This window comes from Enhydrobacter sp. (assembly GCA_025808875.1).
In the GTDB taxonomy this organism is placed as follows: domain Bacteria; phylum Pseudomonadota; class Alphaproteobacteria; order Reyranellales; family Reyranellaceae; genus Reyranella.
In genome coordinates, this window is sequence record CP075528.1 from 3,181,574 (window position 1) to 3,195,071 (window position 13,498).

The 13,498-nt window shown below is 68.2% G+C and carries 16 protein-coding genes; 12 read left to right on the plus strand and 4 right to left on the minus strand.

From position 1 onward, the window contains the following. Positions 1-9 precede the first annotated feature (9 nt). Entirely contained in the window at positions 10-330 is a 321-nt protein-coding gene (locus KIT25_15795) for a hypothetical protein (GenBank protein ID UYN93513.1), read from the plus strand. Beyond that, positions 327-1,250 (plus strand): allantoinase PuuE, encoded by a 924-nt coding sequence (locus KIT25_15800; GenBank protein UYN93514.1) that lies wholly within the window; start codon positions 327-329, stop codon positions 1,248-1,250. Before KIT25_15795 ends, KIT25_15800 begins: the two co-directional genes overlap by 4 nt. On the opposite strand, the gene KIT25_15805 is transcribed toward KIT25_15800, so the two are convergent. Further along, positions 1,240-2,565: an MFS transporter gene (locus KIT25_15805; protein ID UYN93515.1), complete on the minus strand. Its 1,326-nt coding sequence runs from the start codon at positions 2,563-2,565 to the stop codon at positions 1,240-1,242. The genes KIT25_15800 and KIT25_15805 overlap by 11 nt on opposite strands. A 182-nt stretch (positions 2,566-2,747) precedes the next feature. Here KIT25_15805 and KIT25_15810 point away from each other — a divergent pair, with 182 nt between their 5' ends. Beyond that, complete coding sequence (locus KIT25_15810; GenBank protein UYN93516.1) at positions 2,748-3,668, plus strand: class I fructose-bisphosphate aldolase; 921 nt, start codon at positions 2,748-2,750, stop codon at positions 3,666-3,668. Positions 3,669-3,734: 66 nt separating this feature from the next. Here KIT25_15810 and KIT25_15815 read toward each other — a convergent pair whose 3' ends face one another. After that, positions 3,735-4,244 (minus strand): hypothetical protein, encoded by a 510-nt coding sequence (locus tag KIT25_15815; GenBank protein ID UYN93517.1) that lies wholly within the window; start codon positions 4,242-4,244, stop codon positions 3,735-3,737. A 194-nt stretch (positions 4,245-4,438) separates the two neighbouring features. Here KIT25_15815 and KIT25_15820 point away from each other — a divergent pair, with 194 nt between their 5' ends. Genes KIT25_15820 through thiE form a run of 3 tightly spaced genes read left to right on the plus strand, consistent with a single transcriptional unit; the run spans position 4,439 to position 5,883 of the window. Beyond that, entirely contained in the window at positions 4,439-4,837 is a 399-nt protein-coding gene (locus KIT25_15820) for a hypothetical protein (protein UYN93518.1), read from the plus strand. Beyond that, positions 4,834-5,238, plus strand: coding sequence for a hypothetical protein (locus KIT25_15825; protein ID UYN93519.1), 405 nt, complete (start codon positions 4,834-4,836; stop codon positions 5,236-5,238). Before KIT25_15820 ends, KIT25_15825 begins: the two co-directional genes overlap by 4 nt. 15 nt (positions 5,239-5,253) lie before the next feature. Then, the gene (thiE, locus tag KIT25_15830; protein UYN93520.1) at positions 5,254-5,883 is read left to right on the plus strand and encodes a thiamine phosphate synthase; all 630 of its coding nucleotides are present in this window, start codon (positions 5,254-5,256) and stop codon (positions 5,881-5,883) included. A gap of 284 nt (positions 5,884-6,167) precedes the next feature. On the opposite strand, the gene genX is transcribed toward thiE, so the two are convergent. Then, complete coding sequence (genX, locus tag KIT25_15835; GenBank protein ID UYN93521.1) at positions 6,168-7,178, minus strand: EF-P lysine aminoacylase GenX; 1,011 nt, start codon at positions 7,176-7,178, stop codon at positions 6,168-6,170. Positions 7,179-7,207: 29 nt separating this feature from the next. On the opposite strand from genX, the gene KIT25_15840 reads away from it, so the two are divergent. The 6 genes from KIT25_15840 to KIT25_15865 all read left to right on the plus strand — a co-directional run bounded on the left by KIT25_15840 (position 7,208) and on the right by KIT25_15865 (position 12,912). Next, entirely contained in the window at positions 7,208-7,564 is a 357-nt protein-coding gene (locus KIT25_15840) for an MmcQ/YjbR family DNA-binding protein (GenBank protein UYN93522.1), read from the plus strand. A 106-nt stretch (positions 7,565-7,670) separates the two neighbouring features. After that, positions 7,671-8,240: an elongation factor P gene (gene efp / locus KIT25_15845; protein ID UYN93523.1), complete on the plus strand. Its 570-nt coding sequence runs from the start codon at positions 7,671-7,673 to the stop codon at positions 8,238-8,240. A 107-nt stretch (positions 8,241-8,347) separates the two neighbouring features. Then, the gene (locus tag KIT25_15850) at positions 8,348-9,145 is read left to right on the plus strand and encodes an inositol monophosphatase (protein UYN97957.1); all 798 of its coding nucleotides are present in this window, start codon (positions 8,348-8,350) and stop codon (positions 9,143-9,145) included. A gap of 127 nt (positions 9,146-9,272) precedes the next feature. Then, on the plus strand, positions 9,273-10,226 hold the full coding sequence (locus KIT25_15855) for a hypothetical protein (GenBank protein UYN93524.1): 954 nt from the start codon (positions 9,273-9,275) through the stop codon (positions 10,224-10,226). Between the two features lie 34 nt (positions 10,227-10,260). Next, entirely contained in the window at positions 10,261-11,712 is a 1,452-nt protein-coding gene (locus KIT25_15860) for a flagellar motor protein MotA (protein UYN93525.1), read from the plus strand. Positions 11,713-11,715: 3 nt separating this feature from the next. Continuing rightward, on the plus strand, positions 11,716-12,912 hold the full coding sequence (locus KIT25_15865; GenBank protein ID UYN93526.1) for a peptidoglycan -binding protein: 1,197 nt from the start codon (positions 11,716-11,718) through the stop codon (positions 12,910-12,912). Positions 12,913-12,934: 22 nt separating this feature from the next. Here KIT25_15865 and KIT25_15870 read toward each other — a convergent pair whose 3' ends face one another. Continuing rightward, a complete protein-coding gene (locus KIT25_15870) occupies positions 12,935-13,366 on the minus strand; it encodes a DUF1489 domain-containing protein (GenBank protein UYN97958.1) in 432 nt (143 codons plus the stop codon). Between the last annotated feature and the right edge of the window lie 132 nt (positions 13,367-13,498).

The window sequence follows — 13,498 nt, forward strand, 5'->3', positions numbered from 1 at the left end:
GACGGGCCCGTGATCGAAGTGGCTGACTGGCGTGAAGCCGAGGCGGCGCTGCTTGCGGCGCGCGCCGCGGGGACGGCGCCCACGCTCGTGACTCCGAGGGGCGCGGCTTCCCTGCAGGGCGCGGGCTACCTCGGCGCATTGCAGGACCGCGCCCGGCGCGAGTTCCCCGACGTGCCGTTCCGGCTGATCGTCGACTGCGGCGACGCGGCCGGCCACGCGCTCGCCTGCCTGCGGGCCGGCGTGAAGCTGATCTCGATGGAGCCGCCCAACGAGAAGGTGGCCGACATCGCCCGCCAAATGGGCGCCGAACTGGTGAGGAGACCCGCATGAGCTGGCAACCGACACGCGACTTCGTGGGCTACGGCGCCCGGCCGCCCGATCCGAGATGGCCCGGCGGCGCGCGGGTCGCGGTCAATTTCGTGATGAACTACGAGGAGGGATCGGAACCCTCCATCCAGGACGGCGAGGGCTACACCGAGACCGGTCTCACCGAATCGACCAGTTCGTCGATCGGGCTCGACGGCCGCGATCTCGCCGGCGAGGGCATGTTCGAGTTCGGCAGCCGGGTCGGCTTCTGGCGCATCATGCGCGCCTTCCAGGAGCGCGGCCTGCCCCTCACCGTCTTCGGCTGCGCGCTGGCGCTCGAGCGCAACACGCCGGCGGCCGAGGCGATCAAGGCGTCGGGCTTCGACGTCTGCTCGCACGGCTGGCGCTGGGTGAAGCACTTCAAGCTGAGCGAGGCCGAGGAGCGCGAGCACATCGCCAAGGCGGTCAAGTCGTTCCAGCAGACCGTCGGCCAGTCGCCGGCCGGCTGGTACTGCCGCTACGGTCCCAGCGTCAACACGCGCCGCCTGCTGATGGAGCATGGCGGCTTCCTCTACGATTCCGACTACTACGGCGACGAGCTGCCGTTCTGGCAGACGGTGCAGGGCAAGCCGCAGCTCATCGTCCCCTACTCGCTCACCAACAACGACGGCAAGTACGCCGCTACCATGGCGACCTCGGACCAGTGGTTCACGCTGGTGAAGGATGCGTTCGACGTGCTCTACCACGAGGGCGCCCGGGCACCGAAAATGATGTCGGTCGGCCTGCATATGCGCCTGATCGGCCATCCGGCCCGCGCCGCCGGACTATGGCGCCTGCTCGACTACCTGCAGACCCGGCAGGGCGTGTGGATCACGCGGCGCATCGACATCGCCAGGCACTGGATCGCGACGCACCCGTATTCGGGCAGGGGCCTCAACGAATAGTGGCGACGCGGCCCGCCACGATGCGCACCTTGCGCGGCGCCGCCAGCCAGACCGTGGTGGCGCCGACGACGCTGAAAACACCACCCAGGGCGAAGGCGAGGTCGTAGGCGCCGGTCCAGTCATGAAGCAGGCCGGTGACGAACGGCCCGACGGCGCCGCCGCAGATCAGCGACGCCATGAGCAGGCTGAAGATCGCGCCGAAATGCGGACCCTCGAAGATCTCGGCCACGATCGGGCCCATCACCGCGGTGAAGGCGTAGCCCAGTACGCCCTGCGACAGCACCATCAGCCAGAGCAGCGCCTGCGACGGCGCGGCGGCGAGCAGCAGCAGCGCGACGTAGCAGATCGCGAAGCCCGTGCAGCATACCGTCCATACGATTTCGCGCCCGTAGCGATCCGACAGGCCGCCGAGCACGATCTGGCCGGGAATCGCCACCATCGCGACGGCGCCCAGCGACCACGCCGCCTCCATCGGCGCGAAGCCGATCTCGACGAGGTACTTCGTCTGGTGGACCTGCACGGCGTACCAGATGTAGCCGCCGCTGAAGAAGCATAGCGCCAGCCACCAGAAGCGCGCGGTTCGGGTGGCACGCCGGACCGTCCATTCGGTGGCCGCCCACGCCGCGTCGACGATGTTCGACTTGCGTTGCGCGGCCGCAGCGCCGGCGGCATCGCCGCGCTCGCCGTCGGGCAGCAGGCCGAGATCCTGCGGTCGCTTGGTGACGAGCAGGTTGAGCGGCAGCAGCACGACGAGGGTGCCGATGCCCAGCAACCAGCACGCCGTGCGCCAGCCGTCCTGCAGGATCACCGACTGCAGCCACGGCAGGATGGTCATCGATCCCACGCCGACGCCCGAGAAGGCGATGCCGATGGCGAGCGCGCGCCGGCGCATGAACCAGTTGGGCAGAAACTGCGAATGGACCGAATATCCCATGCAGTTGGCGCCGATGCCGACCAGCAGGCCGAGCGTCAGATAGAGCTGCCACGGCGTCTCGATGACGGTGGCGCCGAGCAGGCCCGCAGCCGTGATCAGCACGCCCGCCTCGATCACGAAGCGCGGCCCGCGGACATCCATGAGCTTGCCCACCACGGGACTCACCACGGCGGAGACGAGGAAGCCGAAGGAAAAGGCTCCGGCGGCGAGGCCGCGATGCCAACCGAACTCGTCGACGATCGGCGGAAACATCAGGGAAAACGCCGTCCGCACCGTCACGCCGAGCGCCACGGTGACGAAGGCAATGGCGATGACGACCCAGCCGTAGAAGAAAGGCAGACGGCCGACCAGCGGCGAGGGAGCGCGGGATTGCGGTGACATCCTGGTGTTCGTTTCGCCGGAGGCTTCCGGCGAGGCGCCTAACCTGTTGGCTCCTCAGGGCCGGGTCAACGACGCAAGGGATAATCGTCCCGCAGGGCGGCCGGCCGAGGGCTTGAACCGACTGGCCGCCGCCGCTATCACCGGCCGAATTCGAGTCCGAACGGACAGAGGGAGCCCAGGCCGTGAAGATCAGCCGTACCGTCAAGAAGATCCTCTACAACTACGAGAGCGACAATCCGGGCACCAAGGCGAACCTCGCCCGCATCCTGATGCACGGCCGGCTCGGCGGATCGGGCAGGATGGTGATCCTGCCCGTCGATCAGGGCTTCGAGCACGGTCCTGCCCGCTCCTTCGCGCCAAACCCCGACGCCTACGACCCGCACTATCACTACCAGCTCGCAGTCGACGCCGGATTGAACGCCTATGCCGCCCCGCTCGGCCCGCTCGAAGCCGGCGCCGACAGTTTCGCCGGCGCCATCCCGACCATCCTCAAAGTCAACTCCGCCAATTCTCTGTCGACCAACAAGGACCAGGCCGTCACCGCCTCGGTGAAGGACGCGCTGCGCATCGGCTGCTCGGCGATCGGATTCACGATCTATCCGGGTTCGGAAGACCAGTACGAGATGATGGAGGAAATCCGCGCCATGGCCGAGGAGGCCAAGTCGGTCGGCCTCGCCGTCGTCATGTGGTCGTATCCGCGCGGCGGCAAGCTCGACAAGGCGGGCGAAACGGCGCTCGACGTCTGCGCCTACGCCGCCCACATGGCCGCCCTGCTCGGCGCCCACATCATCAAGGTCAAGCCGCCGACCGACGTGCTGTGGCAGCCCGAGGCCAAGGCCGCCTACGAGAAAGCCAATGTCGACAAGTCGACGCTCGCGGCGCGCATCAAGCACGTCATGCAGGCCGCCTTCAACGGCCGGCGCATCGTCGTGTTCTCGGGCGGCGAGGCCAAGGACCTCGAGGGTCTGTTCACCGAGATCCGCGGGTTGCGCGACGGCGGCGCCAACGGCTCGATCATCGGCCGCAATACCTTCCAGCGCCCGCGCGATCAGGCGCTCGACATGCTCGACAAGATCATCGGCATCTATCAGGGCAAGATGTAGCCGACCGGCTGCCAGACGACGAAATGGCCTGCCGCGCAGCCGCGCGCAGACCATTTCTCTTTGGCGTCAGGGCAGGTTGATGGTGACGGCCTGGCCGCCCTTGAGATCGACGCGCTTGAACATGGTCGAGCCGCGCCCGTCCTTGTCCCAGGCGACCCACGTGCTGACGACGTACCAGGTGCCGTCGGGCACGCTGTCGAAGGCGAAGCTGCCCTGGACGCCGCAATTCGCTGTCTTGGCCGCCTCGAGCCAGCCCGCGTCGAACCTCTCAGGACCGTAGATGCCGAAGCCCGAGCCCGTGGTCGTACCCGCCAATTCGCTGCCGAACAGTTCCTGCAGCCGCAGCCGCGCATAGGCCGAGTCCGGAACGAGCCGCACCGGAACATCGGTGCACGGCCGCGCCTCTCCTCCGCCGTGCTTGAACACGGCGGAGCCGGTCAGCGAGTTCGACCCCGTTCCCATCGCCCAGGCGACACTGCCCGTCTGGAACGGTTCGCGCGTGTAGTACCTCGTTTGAGACCGATCCACACAGCCGGCAAGCACCAGCACGGCCAAAACAGCAAGCGTGATCCTCACGGAACCCTCCCCCTTGCGGAATTTAGTCGATAGCGCGGGACTTGACCATGTCCGACACCCCGAGAGCCCGATGAATCAATTTGCACGGCTGCCTTCCCCGCGAACAAACGATGACCGGACGCGAGAAATCCGCCGCCTCCGGCTGTCGGTTGCGCAAGAGCGAGCTATACTCCGGCTCGGGGAGTCATCACGTCATGCACCATCGTCTCGTTGCGGCCGTACTCGCGGCGCTGTCGATCGCCGTCTGCGCCGGCGCGCAAGCCCAGTCGCCGGCCCCGCCGGCTGCCGACACCGCGGCACGCCCGAACCCGGCCGTCACGGTCACGCCGATCAAGGACTTCAGCGACGCCGCCGGCCGCTGGCACGGTTCCGTAGATCTGACCAAACGCGTGACGATGTACGTGGCGCCCGACGGCATGGTGCAGTTCTGGGGCCCATATGACGTCGTACAGCGAGCGACGATCGCCAACGACATGCTGCAGATTCGATCGCGCAACACCGACCTCGACTGCATCATCCGCGGCGGCTCTCTGGCCTGCAATGCCCGCTTCGGCACTTGGTACGCCGCCCTCAGCTTGAGGAAGCAGCAATGAGGCGGCGGCTGCCGACGTCTGCCCTGCTGGCGGCGCTGCTGGCACTCGGGGCCTGCGCCGACGGCGGCACCAGCGTCGCCACCCTGGGCGAGCAAGCCGGTGAGAGCTGCCGCGGCGTTTCGGGGCGAGACTGCCGCGACGGCACCTTGCGCGAGCTCACCGCGCGCCGCGACGGCACGCTGCGCGAACTCACCGCGCCGCGGGACGGAACGCTACGCGAACTGACCGCGCGCCGCGACGGCACCTTGCGCGAGCTGACCGCCCGGCGCGACGGCACCCTGCGCGAACTCACCGCCCGTCGCGACGGCTCGCTTCGCGAACTCACCGCGCGCCGCGACGGCACCTTGCGCGAGTTGACGGCGCCCTACGACGGCGTGCTGCGCGAGCTGCCCTGCCCCTGAAGCGTCGCGTCCGAGTTGGTCTCGCGTCTCTATCTGATCTCGCCCGAGCGGATCGATCATCCGTCGATCTTCGCGGGAGAGCTACGCGCGGCGCTCGACGGCGGCGACGTCGCGGCCTTCCAGCTGCGCTTGAAGGGCGTCGACGACGCGGCGATCGCGAGGGTGGCCGACACGCTCCGGCCGGTCTGCCAGCAGCGTGACGTCGCCTTCATCATGAACGACCGGCCCGATCTCGCGGTCAAGCTCGACTGCGACGGCGTGCATGTCGGCCAGGAGGACATGTCCTGTGCCGAGGCCCGCCGCATCGTGGGTCCCGACCGCCAGGTCGGCGTCACCTGCAAGGCGTCGCGCCACCTCGCCATGGAGGCGGCCGAAGCCGGCGCCGACTACGTCGCTTTCGGCGCTTTCTTTCCCTCGACGACCAAGACCGTCACCACACCGGCCGATCCGGCGATCCTGCGCTGGTGGAACGAACTGTTCGAGATCCCCTGCGTGGCGATCGGCGGCATCACCGTCGACAACTGCCGACCGCTCGTCGAAGCAGGCGCCGACTTCCTCGCCGTGGCGGGCGGCGTATGGAACCACAAGAACGGCCCGCAGGCGGCCGTGCGGGCCTTCAACGCCCTCTTCGCGGGCCCACCCTAGGGACCGATCTTGCCGGCGCCAGGAACTTGCCGCGATTTCGGCGGGTGTCGGAGATGAGACAGCACGAGACATCGGCCTGTGGATGAGTGGACACCGAGGACTGCGGGGGACTGTGAGGATTCGAGGACGAATCGCCTCCGATACCGATGGCATCGGCATCCGAGCCGTCCTCGCCGGTCAGGACTCGCCGAGGACGCTCTGCTCGCGTCCGGCCGACGGGACTACAGGACATCGATACGTCGCGAGTGTCGTCGGGCCTCGGCGGCGGGCTCCTGGAAGGAGGCTCAACGCACCGGCAGCCACAACACCTCCTCGATGTGACCCGCGCCGGTCGCCAGCATCACCAGCCGGTCGAAGCCGAGCGCGACGCCGGCGCTGTCGGGCAGGCCGTGATCCAGCGCGGCAAGGAAGTCAGGATCGACCGGCCAGCGCAGGCCGTAGAGACGCTCTTTCTCGTCCATGTCGGCCTGCAGCCGCTCACGCTGGATTTGCGGGTCGGTCAACTCGCCGAAGGCGTTGGCGAGCTCGACGCCGCAGGCATAGAGCTCGAAGCGCTCGGCAACGCGCGGATCGCCCGGCTTGGCACGCGCCAGTGCGGCCATCGAGATCGGATACTCGCAGAGCATGGTCGGCCGGCCCATGCCGAGATGAGGTTCGATCTTCTCGAACATGATGCGGAAGAACACGTCGTCCCAGGTGTCGCCGGCATGCATGGCAATGCCTGAGGCGTTCGCGAGTTTTTCGGCGCTGCCGACCGTCGCCAGCACGTCGACGCCGGCGTGACGCTCGAACGCCTGAGCCACCGTCAGCCTCTCGGGCTCGGCCATGGGATCGCAGACATGTCCCTGCCAGCGCAGCTCCTGCGCAGCCGTCAGGCGCAGCAAGCTGGCGCAATCGGCCATGACCGCGTCGTAGGTGACGCCGGTACGGTACCATTCGAGCATGGTGAACTCGGGATGATGCAGCGCCGAGCTCTCGGCGTTGCGGAAGACTCGGGCGAACTGGAAGAGTTTCGGCACGCCGCCGGCCAGCAGCTTCTTCATGGCGAATTCGGGCGAGCTGTGCAGCCAGCGTCCGCGCTCCTCGCCATCCGGCAGCTCCCAGTCGGTCTCGAAGCCCGCGAGATGGACCTCCGCACCCGGCGCGACCTGCAGGATCGGCGTCTCGACCTCGACGAAGCCCTCGTCGAGGAACCATTGCCGGATCGCCGTCTGCAGGCGCGCGCGCGCCTCGAGCCTCGGCAGTCGCCGCGCCAGCCTGTCGGGACGCCATTCGGTCATGCCCGACCTTCGCATGCCGGGCGCGTGGCGTGTAGGCTGACCCGATGGCGATGACTCCCCGACAGATCGATTCCTTCTGCGGCAAGCTGCCGGCGGCGACCCGCACCGTGCAGTGGGAGGGCGTGATCGTCTTCAAGGTCGGCGGCAAGATGTTCTGCCTGATCGCCCCAAAGGACCACTCGGTCGGCCGCATCTCCTTCAAGTCGGCGCCCGAGCACTATGACGCGCTCAGCAGGTCACCCGGCTTCCGGCCAGCACCGTATCTCGCCCGCGCAAAGTGGGTCTCGGTCGACGACCCCAAGTCCCTGACCGATTCCGAGATGAAGGCCTATCTCAGGCGCGCGCATGCCGTGATCGCGGCCGCTCTGCCCAAGAGGACGCGTACGGCTCTGGGACTTTGAGCCCCGTTGCCACCCCTACCGGCCTTTGATACAAGCCCGCGCCGGCCTCGACCTGCTTTCCGCGGGCGAGGCCTAAATCATTCAATCCGACCAAGCGGTTAGCCCTATGAAAGTTCCCGTCAACTCCATCCGTGCCGGTAACGTCATCGAATACAACGGCAAGCTCTGGGTCGCCTCCAAGGTCCAGCACATCAGCCCGGGCAAGGGCGGCGCCTTCGTCGCCATTGAGGCCAAGGCGCTGAGAGAAGGCAACAAGCTGCAGGAGCGCTTCCGCTCGGGCGAGACGATCGAGCAGGCCCATATCGAGGAGCGCGAGGCGACCTACCTGTTCAAGGACGACAATGGCTACACGTTCATGGACAAGGAGAACTACGAGCAGCTCACCGTCGGCTCCGACGTGCTCGATCCCGACCAGGCACGCTGGCTGCAGGACGGCATGGAAGTGAACGTGTCGCTCCATGAAGGCACGCCGGTCGGCGTCGAGTTGCCGAAGTCGGTGGTTCTCGCCGTGATCGAAGCCGATGCGGTGGTGAAGGGTCAAACCGCCTCGTCGTCCTACAAGCCGGCCGTCGTCGAAGGCGGCATCCGTGTCATGGTGCCGCCCCATATCGCCGTCGGCACCAAGCTGGTGATCAACACCGAAGACGGCAGCTACATGGAACGCGCGAAGGACTGAGCAGCAACAGAATGGCGCGCCCCCCAACTCATCGTCCCATTGCGCGCGTAGGCCGTGGGCCGCTCGTCATGGGGCGTGAGCGCTCCGGCCCGCCCGAACGAAAGTCGCTGGCGCCGCGCTCGGCCACCATCACCGTCATGATCCGCGCCGCCTTTGCCGCCGCCAAGGGATTGAAGCGCGATTTCGGCGAGGTCGAGAACCTGCAGGTCTCGGAGAAGGGACCGGCCGAATTCGTCAGCCGCGCCGACATGCAGGCCGAGCGCACGCTGCGCGCCGAGCTCGCGCGCACGCGACCGGAGTATGGCTTCCTCGGAGAGGAAGGGGGCGAGACCAAGGGCGACGGCCGCAATCGCTGGATTGCCGATCCGCTCGACGGCACCACCAATTTCCTGCACGGCGTGCCGCATTTCGCCATCTCCCTGGCGCTCGAGCGCGAGGGCGAGATCGTGGCGGGGGTGATCTATCAGCCGATTTCCGACGAGCTGTTCTGGGCCGAGAAGGGCAACGGCGCCTTCATCGACACGCCGAACGCCCGTTCGCGCCGTCTGCGCGTGTCGGGGCGCAAGGATCCGGCACGCGCACTGATCGGCACGGGCATCCCGCATATCGGCCGCGGCGACCATGCCGCCTATCAGGTCAAGCTCGGCGCCGTGATGGGACGCACGGCGGGCGTGCGCCGCTGGGGCTCGGCAGCGCTCGATCTCGCCTTCGTGGCAGCGGGTCGATACGACGCCTTCTTCGAGTACGGCCTTGCGCCTTGGGACGTGGCCGCCGGCATCCTGCTGGTCCGCGAGGCCGGCGGCCTGATCAGCGACACGGCAGGCGGCCCCTATGCGCTCGGCGGGCCCGCTTTGCTGGCCAGCAATGCCGCCCTGCGCGACGCCATGGTCGAAATCCTGGCCTGAACGTCGTCAACTGTCCCCCGCCCGATGGTTGAGTGGAAGGGGCGCTTTGGTTATCCTGCAAGCGCGAAATCGCTTTGAAAGGCAATGTCTTATGCCCCTCTCTTCGGTCGCGGCCCGGAGCCTCGTGGTGGCTCTGCTCGGCGTGTGCGCCGCAGCGAGCCCAGCGCAGGCGCAAAACGTCACAGCCTTCAATCCTTACAACGGCGTGGGACTTCCGGGCGGTCCGCAAACGGCGATCCCCGGCACCGTGGCGCCAGCTTTCATCGATCCGCCATCGCCGGCCGCCGGCGGCCTCGCCTTCAATCCCTGGCGTCCGGCAACCCTTGCGCTGACACCTCAGTCGGCGGGGCCGGCGTCGGCGCCCGTTGCGCCATTGCCGTACGACTACAGGTCCTACCAGCCGTACGACAGTGCTTTGCCGGCACCGCCGCCCGGCCCGATCCGCAGCCGGATCGTCGCCGTGCCTGAAATCGGCGAGCCGCGCGGCAAGCCGCGCGCCAGAACGACGCCGCAAGTCGCCGAGACCGAACCGCCACCGACGCCTGCGGTAACCACGCATGCCGCGACGACGACGCCTCCGGCGCCCACGCCGCCCCCGGTGGTGAGCGTCGTACCAGCGACTGCAGCGCCGCCGCCGGCCGCGACCACCTCCTCGCCACCGCCGCGCCTACCGACTACCGAGCCTCCCCCACAGCCGCCGCAACAGCTGCCGCGTGCCATGGCGGCCGTGGCGCCGCCACCACGCGAGACCGCACCGCCGCCCACGCCGCCGGCGCCACGCGCGCCGCCGATCGCGACCCTGATCTTCTCGCCGCAATCCGCCGAGATCACCGTTGCCTCGCGCGCCGAACTCGAGCGGGTCGCCAAGAGTCTGAACGGCATTCGGCACATCGAGCTTCGAGCCTTCGCCGCCGGCCCCGATCCGGCGGATGCCCGCAAGGTGGCGCTGGCTCGTGCCCTCGCCGTGCGCAGCTATCTGATCGACATCGGCGTGAAGGCCCGCATCGAGATTGGCGCCAACGCCGCGCAGGGCAACAGCGGCCCAAGCGAGCGCGTCGACATCCTGACGCCGACTCTGTGATGGCACCGGCCTTTCGCGGCCCCCGGCCCCCGGCATGAGCAGCCCGTTTCCCTACCTGATTCGCATGCTGATCTTCCTTGCGATGGTCGGGGGGCTCGTCTACGTGCTGCAGCACGACCTGGTGCGGGTCTTCCTCAACACGCCGATCCTCAATGGCGTGATCATGGGCGTGTTGGCGCTCGGCATCTTCTTCGTCTTCCGGCAGGTCTTGCTGCTGTGGCCCGAGGTGAAGTGGCTGCGCCGCTTCCAGCAGCGCGAGGGCGACGCACCGCCTCCGCCCGCGGACTCGGTCAACCTGCTCGCACCGATGGCGGCCATGCTGGGCACGCGTCACGACCAGTTCCGGCTGTCGCCCACGGCGGCGCGAGCGTTGCTCGACGGCATCGCAACGCGACTCGACGAACGTCGCGAGCTGGCGCGTTACCTGATCGGGCTCCTGATCTTCCTCGGCCTGCTCGGCACCTTCTGGGGGTTGCTCGAGACGATCGGTGCGGTCGCCGACGCGATCGCCGGGCTGCAGGTGACGGCCGGTGATTCGCTGCAGATGTTCGCCAAGCTGAAGGCCAGCATCGAGGGACCGCTCAAGGGCATGTCGATCGCCTTTGGCGCCTCGCTCTTCGGCCTCTCGGGTTCGCTGGTACTGGGTTTCCTCGAACTGCAAGCGAGCCAGGCGCAGGGCCGTTTCCATACCGAACTGGAGGAGTGGCTGGCCAGCGCGACGAGCATCGCCAGCGGCGCGCCCGCTCCGGGCGGCAACGTGTCGGCCTATGTCGAGGCGCTGCTGGAACGCAACGCCGAGGGCGTGGACGGGCTGGTGCGTACGCTGCAGCACATCGAGGAGAGCCGACAGACTTCGACGGCGAGCAACGCCACACTGGTCGAGCGGCTGGGCGCGCTGGCCGAGACCATGCGGGCCCAGCAACTCCTGCTGGCGCGGCTGGCCGAGCTGTCGATCGACCTCCGCGGCTCGGTCACCAAGCTGACCGAGCAGCAGGCGCCGGGCGAGGGCCGCGAGGCGGCTCTCGTGGCGCAACGCAAACTGGAAGCGGATGTGGCGCGGCTCGCCGACGAATCGACGCGCAGTCGCGTTGAACTGATCGAGGAGCTTCGCGCGCTCGCCGCGCGCGTTTCCGATCGGACGGCCGCCGACGCCGACCGAGAGGCATTGCTCGAGCAACAGCGGAGGATCGAGGCGCAGATCGCTCGGCTGGCCGACGATGGCACGCACGGACGCGTCGAGTTGGTGCAGGAGATCCGCGGTGCCGTCGACCGCATGCTGACGGTGGACGCCGACCGCGACGCCATGGCGGCCCATCAGCGCAACATCGACGCCCATCTCGCCCGTCTTGCCGAGGAGACCGCGCACAACCGCAGCGCCCTTGCCGACGAGCTGCGCGGCGAGATCAGGTTGCTGGCACGCACGATCGCGGCCAGCCGCGCGCCCGACCCCGATGCACCGCCGGGGCCGAGCCTGGGTCCAGCCTAGCCGATGGCCGCCATCTCGCACCGACGGTCCGGGGGTGCCGACTACACTTGGCCGGGCTACGTCGATGCGCTGACGACGCTGCTCATGGTGTTGGTGTTCCTGCTGTCGGTGTTCAGCGTCGCCCAATTCACCCTGTCGGACGCGCTGAGCAACAAGGACACCGCGATCGATTCGCTCAACCGCCAGATCGGCGCGCTGGCCGAGCAGCTCGCCATCGAGAAGCGTTCGACGCAGACCCTGCAGAAGGATATCGAGCAGTTGACCTTGCAGATCGGCCAGGCGCGCGCCGAGCGCGACCGGCTGAGCGCCGATCTTGCCGCGCAACGCCGCACGTCCGACACGCTGAAGGTCGAACGCGACCAGTTGAGCGAGCGCTTGACCTCGATGCTCGCCGAACGCGACCGGCTCGCCGCCGCCTTGCAGGAAAACACCAGGGTCGCCGCGGCCAAGGCCGCCGACCTCGAGAAGGAGATCGAGCGTCAGCGGCTCGAGCTGACCCGGCTCGCCGCCTCCCTTGCGGCTGCCAACAACGAGAAGGGCAAGCTCTTCCAGGACCTCACCGAGGAGCAGAAGCTTGCCGCCGAGGAGAAGGCCAAGGTCGTGCGCATGACCGCCGAGCTCAACGCGCTCAGGGAGGAACTCACCAAGCTCAACGTCGTCCTCGAGGCGGCCGACGCCAAGGCCAAGGAGCAGCAGGCGCAGATCGTCGACCTCGGCCGCCAGCTCAATCGCGCGCTCGCCAGCAAGGTCGAGGAGCTGGCGCGCTACCGCTCGGAATTCTTCGGCAAGCTGCGCGAGGCGCTGGCCGGTCAGCGCGACGTCCAGATCGTCGGCGACCGCTTCGTATTCCAGTCGGAGGTGCTGTTCCCGTCGGGCTCGGCCGAGTTGCAGCCGGCCGGCGCGCGGCAGCTCGCCAGAGTCGCGCAGCGGCTGATCGAGATCAGCGCCAGCATCCCCAAGGACATCAACTGGGTGCTGCAGGTCGACGGCCACACCGACAACAAGCCCATCAACACCCGTGCCTTTCCTTCGAATTGGGAACTGTCAGCCGCCCGCGCCATCGCCGTGGTCAAGTTCCTGCACAGTGAGGGCATCCCCAACGAGCGCCTTGCCGCCGCGGGTTACGGCGAGTACCAGCCGCTGTCGATCATCGACAGCGCCCGCAACCGGCGCATCGAGCTGAAGCTCACCAACCGCTGAGCGATGCGATGCGGCGCGACCCTCAGAGTAAGCCGAGTCGCCGCAGCTCCGCCGCCATCTCGGGCGGCATGTCGCCGCTGTCACCCTTGGCGAGATCGGGCGGCGCGCTGTCGGGCTTCAGGTAGCGCCATCCCTGGAAGGCCTTGCAGGCGCGCGGAGCGGTCCGCACCAGACCGCGCTTGACCTTGATGCGGCAGTACTTGCGGCCATCCTCCTCGTCGATGTGCTCCTCGAACCCAACAAGCTCCTGCCGGCAGGAAATGACGCCGCGCACCACCCAGTAGAGCGAGCCGCCGCCGAGCAGCTCCTCGGCACGACGCGGCGTGTTGCGGGTATAGACCCAGTGCGGCGAGCGTGGACTCTGGCGGCGCTGCTTGCGCCTCGCGGCCTGGAGCTTCTTCATGTGGGCAAGGTCGTCGACGCCGACCGCCAGCTTGATCAGATGCAGCACCATCGCCGCCGCTTGGTAGCGCAAGCGTGGCGCGCGCGCCACAGCTCTGGACGATTCGGCATCCGCCGTCCAACCTCCACAGTGTTTGCACAATCGGCGCGATAGGCTTGGTGCCGATACTGCGGGGGAAAACGC